The 13746-nt window shown below is 45.1% G+C and carries 9 protein-coding genes; 7 read left to right on the forward strand and 2 right to left on the reverse strand.

The window, feature by feature from the left end:
* Window positions 1-268 (reverse strand): DUF362 domain-containing protein (locus DXZ20_RS37480; RefSeq protein ID WP_250566120.1); only part of this gene is annotated, 268 nt, incomplete at its 3' end.
* 28 nt (window positions 269-296) lie between these two features.
* Between DXZ20_RS37480 and folP the strand changes: the two genes are divergently transcribed.
* Window positions 297-1412, forward strand: coding sequence for a dihydropteroate synthase (gene folP, locus DXZ20_RS15315; RefSeq protein ID WP_163670707.1), 1116 nt, complete (start codon window positions 297-299; stop codon window positions 1410-1412).
* Between the two features lie 400 nt (window positions 1413-1812).
* On the forward strand, window positions 1813-3801 hold the full coding sequence (locus DXZ20_RS15320) for a ShlB/FhaC/HecB family hemolysin secretion/activation protein (protein WP_163699053.1): 1989 nt from the start codon (window positions 1813-1815) through the stop codon (window positions 3799-3801).
* A gap of 185 nt (window positions 3802-3986) precedes the next feature.
* On the opposite strand, the gene DXZ20_RS15325 is transcribed toward DXZ20_RS15320, so the two are convergent.
* A complete protein-coding gene (locus DXZ20_RS15325) occupies window positions 3987-5675 on the reverse strand; it encodes an EAL domain-containing response regulator (RefSeq protein WP_250565771.1) in 1689 nt (562 codons plus the stop codon).
* A 525-nt stretch (window positions 5676-6200) separates the two neighbouring features.
* On the opposite strand from DXZ20_RS15325, the gene DXZ20_RS15330 reads away from it, so the two are divergent.
* From DXZ20_RS15330 to DXZ20_RS15350, 5 genes are all read left to right on the forward strand, one after another.
* On the forward strand, window positions 6201-7403 hold the full coding sequence (locus tag DXZ20_RS15330) for a glycosyltransferase family 4 protein (RefSeq protein WP_163699056.1): 1203 nt from the start codon (window positions 6201-6203) through the stop codon (window positions 7401-7403).
* 329 nt (window positions 7404-7732) lie between these two features.
* Window positions 7733-8926, forward strand: a complete 1194-nt coding sequence (locus DXZ20_RS15335) for an SLBB domain-containing protein (protein WP_163670711.1) — start codon at window positions 7733-7735, stop codon at window positions 8924-8926.
* Window positions 8927-9002: 76 nt separating this feature from the next.
* Window positions 9003-10421, forward strand: a complete 1419-nt coding sequence (locus tag DXZ20_RS15340; protein WP_163670713.1) for a GumC family protein — start codon at window positions 9003-9005, stop codon at window positions 10419-10421.
* Between the two features lie 88 nt (window positions 10422-10509).
* On the forward strand, window positions 10510-11943 hold the full coding sequence (locus tag DXZ20_RS15345; RefSeq protein WP_163670715.1) for an O-antigen ligase family protein: 1434 nt from the start codon (window positions 10510-10512) through the stop codon (window positions 11941-11943).
* A 43-nt stretch (window positions 11944-11986) separates the two neighbouring features.
* Complete coding sequence (locus DXZ20_RS15350) at window positions 11987-13297, forward strand: oligosaccharide flippase family protein (protein WP_348918658.1); 1311 nt, start codon at window positions 11987-11989, stop codon at window positions 13295-13297.
* The last annotated feature ends 449 nt before the right edge of the window (window positions 13298-13746 follow it).

Consider the following 13746-nt stretch of genomic DNA (forward strand, 5'->3'; position numbering starts at 1 on the left):
CCAAAATGTCGTAGAGGCCATTTTGATTAGCAATTTCTGCTAAAGAGAATTTGGAGCAAACACCCTCTACCACCAAAATCTCAGCTTGAGGGCTGGCCTGGCGAAGTCCCTGTAGCACTTTTGATAAAACCGACATACCAACCGTTACCGGTGGTCCCTTGGGATACCCCAAATTCGGCTTTACTAAAATTCTCGTTGCCCCTTGAGCCGTTACTGGCGGAGTATAAATAAAGTCTGCCACTTTAGCGGTATGAGTAGCAGTGTCCATTTTCTTCGTCTGAGTAGTCTGAGCAGCCATGGCCTTTACGGTAGTAACCCGCGGTTTTAAACAGGAATTTGAACGGTGGACCGACGCACTTGAAACTGCCAACGGTCTGAAACCGCAGCTTAAAAGCTGGTTTGTCGATATTCGTATCTTCGACGGTAAAGACCTGGTGTGGATGTACAGCAAGCTACGTGCTCACCCAGAGTACATTGGCCCTGGTACCTATGATCGACTGGCACGATTATTTATGGCCGAAGGTCAACAGAAGGTGGCTAGCCGCCAAGCCTGGACTATTCGGGGGCATCAGTTTAACTGGGGTGAACGCACCTATCTGATGGGGGTAATTAATATCACCCCTGATAGCTTTAGCGATGGTGGCCAGTTTAACTCCGTGGAAACAGCACTCAAACAGGCAGAGGCGTTGTTAGCAGCCAATATTGACATTTTAGATCTGGGCGGCCAGTCGACTCGACCAGGAGCAGAGCAGATTTCCCTGGGTGAGGAACTGAACCGGGTGATACCCGTGATTGAGGCCATTCGCCAGGCTGACAATGCAGACCTCAATCAAGCCGTGATTTCGGTGGATACCACCCGAGCCACGGTGGCTCGGGCAGCGGTTGAAGCTGGTGCAGATATTATTAACGATATTTCGGGAGCTACCTATGAACCCGATATGCTCAAAGTTGCTGCTGAAAAAGAGGTGCCTATAATTTTGATGCATCTACGAGGTACGCCGGAAACGATGCAGCAAATGACAGACTATGGCGACCTGATGGGTGAAATTTCCAAGTTTCTACGGGAGCAAATTGAGCAGGCTTTAGCCGTCGGCGTTCCTATACAAAATATTTGTATTGATCCCGGTATTGGATTTGCAAAAAGCTATCCTCAAAACCTGGAAATTTTACGTAAGCTGCCAGACCTCGTGGAGCTGGGCTGTCCAATTTTAGTCGGTGCCTCTCGCAAGAGCTTTATCGGTTGGATTTTGGATCAACCTGATCCCAAACAGCGGGAATGGGGCACTGCTGCAGCTTGTACAGCAGCTATTGGGGGAGGAGCTGATATCCTACGCGTTCACAATGGGGCAGCTATGGCGGATGTTGCCCGGGTTGCCGATGCTATCTGGAGACAGACTGAGTCAACAGACTGAGTTCTAGCAACATTAACGAGTCAGTTGACTGCTTCATCAATGTGACGCTATCTGTCACCTTTAGGCAGGGAGCAAGTCTTTCAGAGCGGTGCCCCCTGAAATCAGCAATGGTGAATATTCCAGGCATAAATTTTGATTAGTTGGGCACTCTAATTAACGGATGCTGATGCTCAGCCTGTTAAAAGTTACCGGAAATCTGCGTAAATCCCGGTAGGGAATAGGTTGTAAGGAGTTACCAATAGTAACTAGGTCTGGCTAGTCCTAGGCATAGTATTGGTCCTTTGCAATTAACGTCTTTGGTTGTGATACAGTCAGCACGGAAAATCGGGTTTGTAATAGGCGTCCTTAAGCCAGGCAACCGATGGCAGTGTAACCCTGTGGTGGAGATAAGAGGAGACCCATGCAACAGAAACTAACAACGATTTTGTTGTTGAGTACCGTCATCGGCATTAGTGCAGGTACTTCTGCAGAGGCAAGTGGTTCTCTACTGACAGATCTGTCAACACAAGAATTACCAACATCCAAATTATTAGATAGACATTTCACTACAGAGGTTAAGCTAGTTGAAGATGCTTCCGCCACAGGTGATCGGGTAATCGATGACAATTCCGCGTCTATTGAGGCTCCTTCCCCTAAAAGTGATTGGGTAGGCGATGCCCATGCCCCATCTGTTGTCACGTCTCCTAAAGCATTTGATGCGACGGAAGCCATACCGTTACCTGAACCCATGGTTCCTGAAGAGATTGGTGGACTAAACCTGCGGCAGTCAGGCGTTATGGTCAGTCAACAAGTGCCTGCTACGCCACCCCCAGCAGATAGTTTGCCAGAGCCATTACCAGAAGCCGAGCCAGAAATAGAAGATCCAGATCCCGTATTACCAACAACACCTGTACCTCCTCCTGAGTCGGCTGAGCCACCTCCAGAAACAGGCCCTACAGTTACGGTTCAGCGGTTTGAAGTGCTGGATAGTACTGTGTTTGATGAATCAGACTTCGATACTGTTCTGTCATCTTTTGTGGGTCGGGCACTAGGAATCGATGAACTACGGCAAGCTGCAGATTCCATCACTCAGCTTTATCTCAATGAGGGATACATTACCTCGCGAGCTGTTCTGCCTAACCAGCCGATTACGGATGGCGTTGTCAAATTACAAATTATTGAAGGTAGCTTAGAGGAGATTCGCATAGAAGAAGCCGATCGACTAGCTAACTATGTGCGATCGCGCATTAACCTAGGGGCCAAAACCCCTCTAAACCAGTTTGATCTAGAAGATCAGCTGCGACTGCTACGGGCCGATCCCCTCATTGACAACATTGAGGCCAGTCTCCGAGCAGGCACAGGTTTGGGGCAAAGTATTCTGGTGGTGCGCATTGATGAAGCCGAGCAGCTTGAAGCCCATCTCACCCTAGACACTGATTCACCCGTGAGTGTTGGTGTGGTTCGTATGGGCGCTAATGTTACCTATCGCAACCCCCTGGGTATTGGTGACCAAATACGGGCAGCTGCCTATCGGGCTACCACAGGGGGATCCCACCTATATGAACTGAGCTATAGCGCCCCCATCAATCCCATGAACGGGACAATTTCGGCGCGTTTTTTGCCCAGTGAGTTTGAGATTATCTCTCCCCAGGAACTAGCCTCATTTGACATTGAAGGCGATGCACAAGTTTACGAGCTAACCTATCGTCAGCCCCTGGTGCGCAATCCTCGCGAGGAATTTGCCCTTTCCCTGGGGTTTCGTCACCGGGATGGCGACACCCGCATTGCATCAACAGATTTCTCTAGCAACAGTGCCAGTGTCATCCAGTTTGGTCAAGATTATTTGCGTCGAGATCCCCAAGGAGCATGGGCCTTGCGATCTCAGTTTAGTCTGGGCGTTGATTGGCTAGATGCAACAAATTTGTCATCGCCCCAAGCAGACAGTCAGTTTGTGGGCTGGCTGGGCCAGGTGCAACGGGCCCAGGTTCTCAACCCAGATCATTTGTTGATTATTCAAGGTGATGTTCAGCTAGCATCAGATACCCTACTGGGGTCAGAACAGTTTGTCATTGGGGGTCGCCAATCGGTACGGGGCTATAGTCAGAACGCCCGATTTGGCGATAATGGTGTTCGTCTCTCAGTTGAAGATCGAATCACGATCCAGCGTGATGAATCAGGAGCACCGATCATGTTGCTCAGTCCGTTTATAGATATGGCAGCTGTTTGGAATACTGAATCTGGCACCACCGTTAACGATGATCGTTTTCTTCTCGGTACCGGTGTAGGCTTCACCTATCGCCCAGTTGAGAAATTAAATCTACGTCTGGATTTGGGTGTACCATTGGTAGATATTGATGACAGCGCTCCTCAAGATGTATTCCTATATTTAGATTTTGATCTTGAGCTTTAGAGGGATAGCAACTTAGGCTGGGAAAGCTAGCCTGGGTCAGGAGTCAGAAGTCAGGAGAAATAATCAAACGAGTATGACTGAAACCGTATCAGGTGCTTGCACTTAAATAATTACCCCATTACCCCATCACTCATCCCCCCATCCACAGCCCCAACCTGGGTCTTTATTTTTGTGCAGTCCCCTAACTATATCGGTCTCACTGATTGAGCAGCGTACCTTTTAGAGGATCCCAGCAAGAGTTTTTCAAAATCTTTGGCTGAGAGAGCGGGGCTAAAGAGATATCCTTGCATACTGTGACATTTAAGTTGCTTAAGGATTGATAGCTCCCTAGCTGTTTCTACACCACCAGCAATGGTAGAAATATTTAGCCCTCGAGCCATTTCCATAATAGCTCTGACAATTACTTGATTACTTCTATTATTGTGCAAGTCACGAACAAAACACTTATCTAACTTGAGAATGTTCACCGGTAAAGATTGTAAGTAGCCAAGGGAGCCAAAACTAAAATCATCAATGGCTATACTAAACCCCCTACTTTGGAGGTCAGCCAACAATAACTTAGCCCGACCAAAGTCTTCCATAATTAGTCGTTCAGGCAATTCCAAATCCACCATAACAGGATTGACCTTTACAGCCTCTACTAAGGTCATCAACCGATCTATAAACTGGGAACTGCGCAATTGATGAGCCGATAAATTAACAGCAATGCTAATGCCGGATAACTGTATTCTTTGCCAATGGGCCAGTTGCTGCAGTGCCGTTTCCAAGATCCACTCACCAAGAGGTAACATTAGCCCATGTTCTTCCGCAACTGGGATGAACTGAACTGGCAATACAGGTGGCTCGCCTGGCACAATCCAACGCACCAAGGCTTCTGCCCCAATAATCTGACCACTGCTTAACTCAACTTGAGGCTGAAAATAAAGCTTTAACTCATTCCGTTGCATCGCCCATTTCAGCCGCTCTGCCAACGATGGCTGGCTAGCCGATGGGCTAACTTGATTAAGTGTTGTTTTTAGCGCCTTAAGTGTGGTGGATTCAGGGCTTTGGACAACCTCAATGTGAATGTCTGGAATCAGACGGTGATTATTGATCACCATTGGTTGTTGTAAATCAGATTTTAGCTGGGCAATAGTTGCCTCATAAATGGCCTCCTCAGGCGTATTCAATGCTCTTAAAAAGACAATAAATCGATTTGCTCCCACATAAGCTAGGGTATTGATCGAGATCGTTGGGTGGTTCCAACACTCTCGCCATTGGTGTAGTTGTTGCCCAATTGTTTCAAGAAAAAGCTTCCCAAAGACATGGCCATAGCCAGTTTGCAACACATCATAGTTATCAACTCGAATCACCCATAAACTCGACCAAGGTGACTGTCGAACCACGTCCAACTGTTTTGCTAAATCGGACCACTTAATGGCAGAGGTAAATCTGCAGGATGCATCAACAGATTTAGATTTTAAATACTTAGATAAATGCTCCCGCTTGTTAAGCTGTGCCCGCACCGCACGCAAAAAGCTTTGTAAGTCAATGGGCTTTGTCAGGTAATCATCAGCCCCATGCTCCATACTACGGCGGAATGTGTCGGAGACATCATGGCCAGTCAGCATAATGATGGGGATAGTGGCTGTGGTTGGATGCGATCGCAAACATGCCAACACCTCATATCCATCAATATCTGGTAACCCTATATCACAGACAATCAGCTGGGGTTGATGCAGCTGCGCCAGATGCAGACCATCCTGTCCTGTAGTTGCCCTGAAAGGAGTAAAGCCATTAAGACTAAGCAGATCACAAAATACCGTAGCTAGATCGGCATCATCATCAATCACCAAAATAGTTGTCATTACCGCAGATGTTTCAGGCATCACCATAGACTTAGGGTCATTTACACTCGATTAGCGTTTGCACCAACATTACCTATCGCCATCGATAGAGTACCCAGCCCTTACCCTTGGTGTCTTAAGTTCATCACCCCAGCTCATTTTCAACTTACTCGCACCATAGGTAATTTCTCTGAATCTCCCAAATCTCAAGCTACATATGATACAAACAAAGGCTAGGGATTTTCAGATAAGTTGAAATTAGCTTAAAGCTCACCAGTCCGACCGTTGCTCATCAACAGAACTGGACTGTAACAATCAAGAATCTGTAAAGACTGTGCAAAGATGCCCACACAGACAGGGAAGTAAAATTCTTGTTCGTAAGGGTTAAATATAAGTGAAATATAGGTGAAAATTGACTTTATACCCTCTCAATAACAGCAAAAAGCTAACCCCTTGATTGTGCCAACATTTACGATGAAGACCATCGAACGGTTGTTGGATGGTGTTAGAAAAATCACATTTAATAGCCAGGTCTATTATTAACGTCTTATACTCACCCTCTAGCTATCTTTTATGGATCTACAGCAATTGCGTTTACTTCTGGTGCAAAGTCATGAGCCCTATCAAGAGGGCATGGCGAATGGCACTTTGAATGCTGAGCAGCTAATTATGTTGGAAGGCTTAACCACCTGGGGATTTCAACTACAAGAAGTAGGAGTGTTGGGCTGTGTGTCAGACGCCCCCTATGATCAGGTCCTGAATACGGGTGTGCGCGTAATTGGCAATGGACCCGTTACAACTAATGAGACGATCTTTAAACGGCTGGCAGACTTCTGTCCCACCCATCTGATTGTTGATGTTCCCAATCCTGCAATTTTTCGTTGGGCCACCCGTCAGCACGTACGTTGTATCGGCATGTTTCGAGAAACGCTGACTGCACCAGGTTTTAAACAACAATGGAACAACTATCAACTCTCCAAAGTACTGAACCATAGTGGCATTGAATGGGTTGGGGGACTAGGGCTAGAAAGATGCAAGACTCTGGCACAAATAGGGGTGCGCCGTGACAAACTGATCCCCTGGAATTGGCCGCCATCTAACCGAGCTGAAACGTTTGAACCTAAACAGTTGCGATCGCGTCCCGATCCCCTACAGCTAATTTATGTAGGCCCTCTTTTCTCCACTAAAGGCATTGGCGATTTACTGATTTCTACGGCACAGCTCAAGGCTCAAGGCTGGAACATTCATCTCAAGCTAGTAGGACAGGGCAATATTAACCGATTCAAAATTCAGGCACAACGATTACAACTCAGTCACGTTGAATTTATTGAAGATATTCCGGACCACAGCCTCGTTCACCTGATTCATCAAGCTGATATTTTTGTGATGCCGAGTCGGCACGAATCTCCAGAAAACTCCAATACTATTCTCAATCACTGTTTACAGGCTCACACACCAATTGTGGCCTCTGACCATCCCATGTTTACCGGCAGTCTAAAACATAATGTCAATGCCATGATATTTCCGGCCGGTAACGCCCGTGCCATGTCTCAACGGATTGATTATCTACTAAATCACCCAGAAACCTACACCAAACTTTCTACAACTATCCAAACAACCTGGCAATCTTTACAGCTACCTGTCCACTGGATATCTCTATTAGAAAAATGGCTGAAAGAAACAAGTACAACACATCAGTGGTTTCAACAGCACTCACTGACAGCTCCCCTTTACCAGCAGCCCTCAACAGCACAGTTTATACATCCCCTTACGTGAAGTTAGACCATACCATTGACTGCGAGAAAACGACACCGTAATCACTAGGTTCAAATTCAGCAAAGGTATGGAGCTACAGACAACAATCAAAATAACCGTAAATTTACGAAACCTGATTGAATTACAAGCTTTAGGACAAATAGTCGGAACAGACACGGGCATGCTGTATCAGTAGGGTAAATACATAGAAATACTCGTCAGCTCTTTCTTACTCTAATCCAGTAAAACTAAAAGAAATTGAAACTTTCTCAGACGTAGGTCAGTCCTATACACCAGTCAACGCGAACTAGCCTGAAATTTTCACTTGCCTACACTTTCCTAAGACAGTCATGGAAATCGTTCAATTCCCGCACACTCATCCCCCATCCGGGCCTCGTTTGAACCTATCGTTACTTCCCTGTGGGCAAAAAGCTATTCAGCCAAAGATCTTTAGTCTTATAGGAGTATTATTTCTCAGTAGCTTTTCCATCAGTCTTGTAGCTTCCCCAAGCTTAGCCCAACTACCTGTATTAGAGCCTACAGGCAGCAGCACTAGCCAACAACGGCGGCTCAGTTCACCTCGTAACGAGTCAACCGTTGCCCTGGAAACTTACGCCCTAGGTCCTGGGGATCAAATCAGAATTGATGTCCTATCCTCCAATGAACTGTTCAAAGAACCTATTGATCAAATTGTCTTATTGGATGGCTCAATCACCTTACCTTGGGTTGGTAAAGTTAGTGTCACAGGGCTGAATCCACTGCAAGCTGAGGAAACAGTCATCGCAGCCTACAGCGAGTACATCCGTAACCCACGCATAACATTCCAGTTACTACAGCCACGCCCGATCAGAGTAGGTATTGTGGGTGAAATCAAACGGCCCGGTGGTTACACGTTACAGGTCAACTCAGAAGCCGGTGAACAATCCGAGGCAAGTGAAAGTCGGACTCGTTTCTGGCCAAGTGTAACCCAAGCCATTAGTAATGCAGGTGGGATTACACGTTCTGCAGACGTGCGCTCTGTACAAATTAAGCGCGAAGGTGTCCCTGAGCTGATTCAGGTCAATCTCTGGGATTTAGTCGAAAGTGGGAACCTTCGCCAGGATGTTTTGCTACGAGATGGCGATCAAATCTTTATCCCCACTGCACAGGATATCAATAATGCAGAAGTGATTGCCTTAGCTAATACGACATTTGCCCCTGCAACTATCACAGTCAATGTTGTGGGTGAAGTCGCATCTCCAGGTAGTCTGGCCGTCGCTCCCGATACATTACTCAATCAGGCCATTCTGACAGCTGGGGGCTTCAATACGCGAGCGCGTTCCAGTCGCGTTGAACTGATTCGTCTTCACCCCAACGGCACTGTCTCTCAACAGAGAGTTGATATTAATCTTGCTCAGGATGTGAATGATCAGCAAAATCCTATTCTTCAGGACGGAGATACCATTGTTGTTGGTCGTTCAAGCCTTGCTGCCACTTCAGATACGGCTGGTCTGATCTTCTCACCCCTGACTAATTTACTTCTCGGGCTTTTTGGCATCCGATAATCAATCCTGATACTAATTTATCTCTTTACTTACTGTTTCTGTTTCATTAATCGTTTGGATGGCAGCCTAACTTACTATGAATTTCATTCGTAACGTTATTGACCTCAACCTGCAATATTTATTTGCAGCAACTCGCCGAGGTATTGTACCCGCAACGACAGCATTTGTCTTGACGGTTTTAGGGGCTGCCGCAGTCGCCAAACTACAAAAACCAACCTTCTTATCCGAAGGCAAACTTTTATTTAAGCCAGACCGAGCAGCCACCCTCACCGGGCTAGAAGAAGATGGTAGCCCTTTACAAACCATCAGTTACGGAACCCAATTGAATTCTGAGATTGAGATTATCACCTCAAAGCCACTGATCCAAAAAACCATCGATACACTACAGCTCAAAGATGATGAAGGCAAGCCCTTAAAAATTGAAGATCTTCTGGAAAATCTTCAGGTAAGCGTTGTATTCCAAACAGATGTACTGTCCTTTACGTACCTAGACGAGGATCCCGTAAAAGCAGCCGATATTGTCAATACCTTGATGGGGTCGTATCGTTCCCAAAAACTAGCAAGTACTCAAATAGACACCGAAAGTGCAGGGGACTTTTTAGACCGTCAGCTACCTGTCAGCGCTGAAAAAGTAAGGCAAGCAGAATATGAGCTACGAGTTTTCCGAGAAACCTATGACATCGTTGACCTCGCTGCAGAAGTAGAAATTTCAGTTGCCTTCCTAAATGATTTACGCCAGGAGGAATCTAGATTAAGGGTCAGCTTGAGGGCACTCCAGGGCGTCCAAGAAGCGCTAAGTAATGAACTTCGTCTCAGTGTGTCTGATGCCATTACGGCAAACGCCTTAAGCCAATCTAAGTCAGTCCAAGATATTTTGACGGACTTAAGCGCGGTTCGTCGAAAAATTGCAGTTCAGCAAGTAGAGTTTACTGAAGAAAGTCCCATTCTACTGGACCTGCGTGCTCAGGAAGCTTCCCTCGTCAACCTCTTAGATGACAAAGTCCAGGGGATAGCAGGGGGGCCTGTTCAAGAAGACTTACTTCAGATGGGAGCTACCCGAGAAAGGCTAGTTGAGGATTATGCTAAAAACAATATTCAACTTGTTTCTTTCGAGGAGAGCTTGAAGGCTGTCGAAAATAATAAACAGATATACCAGCAGCGCATAGATCTGTTTCCAGAGTTAGAACAACGTCAGCGAGATTTACAACGTAAATTAGAAGCAGCCCAAGAAACCTATCAGGAATTATTGAACCGAAGCCAAGAGCTACAGGTTAAAGAGAATCAGTTGACTAATTTCATTCAAATTATTGAACCCGCTGTTCCTCCGGAGAAACCGTCTTCTCAGGTGGCCATTAAGATCATTGCCATGGGAATTGTTGCTGGCTTTGCCCTGGCTTTGACCATTATTGTTGCCATTGACTTCTTTATCGTAGATGTTAAAGGAACTAATAAGGTTTATGATCCCGATGCCTATAACATTCCTTCAGGGCTCTAATAACAAGATATTGCTTGTTATTTTACATATTTTCTTAGAAAGACCATCTATCCAACATATTTCAAAATCCCTATAAGCCTGTTGCCCTATGGTGCTTCAAACTACTCCAGCAAGCGAACCTCCTTCTGAAGAAGTAGAAAAGAAAAAGTCACCCGGTAGAGCTTTATTAGAAAAGATCTTAGAAAAAGTCGAATTCACCTATGTGTTTATTTCCTTCTTTTTCTTCACAGATGCTGTAACGATGGTTCTTCTTAGCGGTGGAGCCAGTGAAGGAGATGGATTTAGCTACGATTCGATTAACTATATTCCCGTTCATCTTTTCTACGTTATTCATAATTGTCTTACGCTTTTTTTCGTGGCGTGCAGATATAAACGAACGCTCTATATTTTGCTGAGCAACCCAGTGCTGATTGCAGCCAGCACCGTTGTGGGTCTGTCATTTTTCTGGTCTTTTGCCCCTGATGACTCCCTATCTGCAGGGATCTTTGCCACGTGTAATATGTTGTTCGCAGTGTATTTAGCAGGACGATACACCTTGAAACAGCAGATCACAATCCTCAGCTATGTGCTGCTAAGTATATCCATCTTAAATTTTGTGTTTGTCTATGCACTGCCTCAGTACGGCATTATGGGCCCACCGGTTCATCCAGGGGCATGGCGAGGTGTCTTTACCCATAAAAACGGTGCTGGGAAAATGATGGTACTCGCCTGTGGTGTCATGTATACCATGTTCAATGAGGTCAAGGATAAACGCCTCAAGTGGCTCTACATCATTGGATTGTTCCTCTCGCTGCAAATGATCAACAAAACTGGATCCGGAGGAGCATTACTCAATTCTGTTTTTATTTTGACTATCGTTACAGTGCTTCAAGTATTTAAAACAGAAACTCGTAAACTACTTCTATCACTGATTTTTCTGATCTCGGGAGCCATATTTGTGTCCGTCGCTTATGTTCCTCTAATGACATTTGCCCTCGGGTTAATTGGAAAAGACGCAACCCTAACAGGGCGTACAGATATTTGGGAGTACATTTATACAATGATTGGCCATCGTCCAGCACTCGGTTACGGTGTTGGTGGTTTCTGGCATGGGACAGCCGGGCCGTCTTTATATATATGGCAGCGGGCGGGCTGGCGTGTACCAGATGCGCACCAGGGGTTTCTGGACATGACCTTGCAAATTGGCCTGATTGGCACAACCTTAGTGTCATTAGTGCTATGGCAAACGTTGCTTAGGGGGCTTGCCAGAACTCGCTTGTTTAAAACATGGGTAAGCAGTTGGCCTGCAGCCTATACCCTCTATATCGTCCTAATTAATCTGGCAGAATCTTCACTGTTAGCACCTAACAGCATTTTTTGGATTCTAATTTGTTCCATGAGCTTTACGACATCATTTGAAGCGAAATATTTGAATGACTTTGACAGATTTAGTCTGGGCAACAACAACAATATTATGGGGGATAAAATCATGGACAAAATCAAGCCCTCAAAAAATGTCCAGACTACCCAAACTAATATTTAATTTATAGTTTGCCAAATTTATCCTTTACAACTGAGTCAATGAGGTGAAAAAGATAATTTCCAAACTCAAAGGGATCTTGAGTGGATCCTTAGTAAAAGACAGCATGTGGATGCTATCTGCCCAAGCACTCGGTATATTTATTCAAGGGGCCTACTTTGTCATTGTAGCTAGAGTCTTAGGAGCTGAAGCATACGGCATATTTATCGGCATTGCTGCCTTCGTTAAGCTACTGTTTCCATTTGTTGGTCTCGGCAGTGCGGATATTTTTATCAAGTATGTTTCAAGGGATCCAAAGGTTTTTAGAGGATATTGGGGTACAGCACTACTCACCTCTTTAACCTTTACCGCTGCCCTAGTCCCCATCATGCTAGGCTTGGTCAAGGTCATTTTTGCTCCCAGTACGTCACTACTGCTTGTCTTATTTATACTGCTAGCAGACCTCTTAGGGGGGAAAGTATTCGATCTAGCTGCAACTGCGTTTGTGGCTTGCGATCGCTACAAGGTAGCTGCCCAAAGTAAGGTTCTATACGGTGTAGGAAAACTACTTGCAGCCATTGCCCTCCTGGTCCTCTTCGAAGATGGTAATATTGTTGCCTGGGGTGGTCTATACTGCTTAGGCTCAATCATACCAGCGACTGTATCACTGCTAATGGTGAACAAGTTATTTGGTCGTCCTATATTCAATCTAAAAAAGTATCCACCCAAGTTTGCCGAGGGCTTTTTCTTCGCCATTGCCCAGTCCGCAGAAACTGTAAACGGCCAGATTGACAGAACAATGTTAGTCAGTCTGGCATCTGCTGATGCAGCTGGTATTTATGCTGCAGGGTATCGATTTATCGATGTTGGATACATCATTATTATTGCAGTCATGAGTGCCACCTACACTCGCTTTTTGCGATATGGCGCTTCTGGCATTAAAGCAGGTCTACAATTTGCCTTTAAATTGGTCCCTGTGGCCGTAGGCTATGGAGTTATTGCGGCAATTGCCTTACTGACTCTTTCGCCATTTACATCAAATATTTTAGGACCAGAATACGCCCAGTCTGCTGGTGTATTAATATGGCTGGCACCTATTCATTTGATCGCAACTCTCCAATTCATTGCTGCTGATACGTTAACTGGTGCAGGCTTTCATAGAGCCAGAAGCGTGTTGCAAGTAACAGCAGCTTTTATTAACTTTGGAGCAAACCTATACCTCATTCCTCGGTATTCTTGGCAAGGGGCAGCGTGGGCAACGTTGACATCTGAACTATTCAAACTCGTAACCTTATGGCTAGTGGTATTCTTTTGTTACCGACAATCAAAAGAGCAAGAGCAGGCTATTCAGATTGAAACTGCTTCTGACAGCGATTAGAGGAAGACTCCACAGGAACACAGTAAATCTCTTACATGACTTTCTTAAAATTTCTCTGGAATAAAATAGTTCAAAATCAATTAAAATAAAAAGATTTTCAAGAGTATTTAAAGCAAGTTAGTCCAGAAACAATAAGTCTATGTAGACTGACAGCATTAATAAAAGTTTTGTTGCCATCAATCAATATTAGAAGCATATTTATGGATTTGAGGAGAACCCTCAATGAACTATGCCGCGATGATTCTGTACTATATAAGACAGCTTATGACAAGCTTAATCTTTAAATCGCAATCACTACAATTCAATTCTGTTTGCGACAAAGTACGTATTGTCATAGACAACTCTTCCATTCATAATAGAAAAATATATTCCTTAGTTGCAGCTATCAGGGCATAATCAGGCATCTACCCAGTTACTCAGCAGGTTTTTATCAATTGAAAACTGTTGAT

The organism is Adonisia turfae CCMR0081 (genome assembly GCF_011009555.1).
Taxonomy (GTDB): Bacteria; Cyanobacteriota; Cyanobacteriia; order Phormidesmidales; family Phormidesmidaceae; genus Leptothoe; species Leptothoe turfae.

Coding starts and splice junctions, on each gene's coding strand:
- DXZ20_RS15335 (WP_163670711.1), top strand. CDS start 7,733: ATGGAAATCGTTCAATTCCCGCACACTCATCCCCCATCCGGGCCTCGT.
- folP (WP_163670707.1), top strand. CDS start 297: ATGGCCTTTACGGTAGTAACCCGCGGTTTTAAACAGGAATTTGAACGG.
- DXZ20_RS15345 (WP_163670715.1), top strand. CDS start 10,510: ATGGTGCTTCAAACTACTCCAGCAAGCGAACCTCCTTCTGAAGAAGTA.
- DXZ20_RS15320 (WP_163699053.1), top strand. CDS start 1,813: ATGCAACAGAAACTAACAACGATTTTGTTGTTGAGTACCGTCATCGGC.
- DXZ20_RS15340 (WP_163670713.1), top strand. CDS start 9,003: ATGAATTTCATTCGTAACGTTATTGACCTCAACCTGCAATATTTATTT.
- DXZ20_RS15325 (WP_250565771.1), bottom strand. CDS start 5,675: ATGGTGATGCCTGAAACATCTGCGGTAATGACAACTATTTTGGTGATT.
- DXZ20_RS15330 (WP_163699056.1), top strand. CDS start 6,201: ATGGATCTACAGCAATTGCGTTTACTTCTGGTGCAAAGTCATGAGCCC.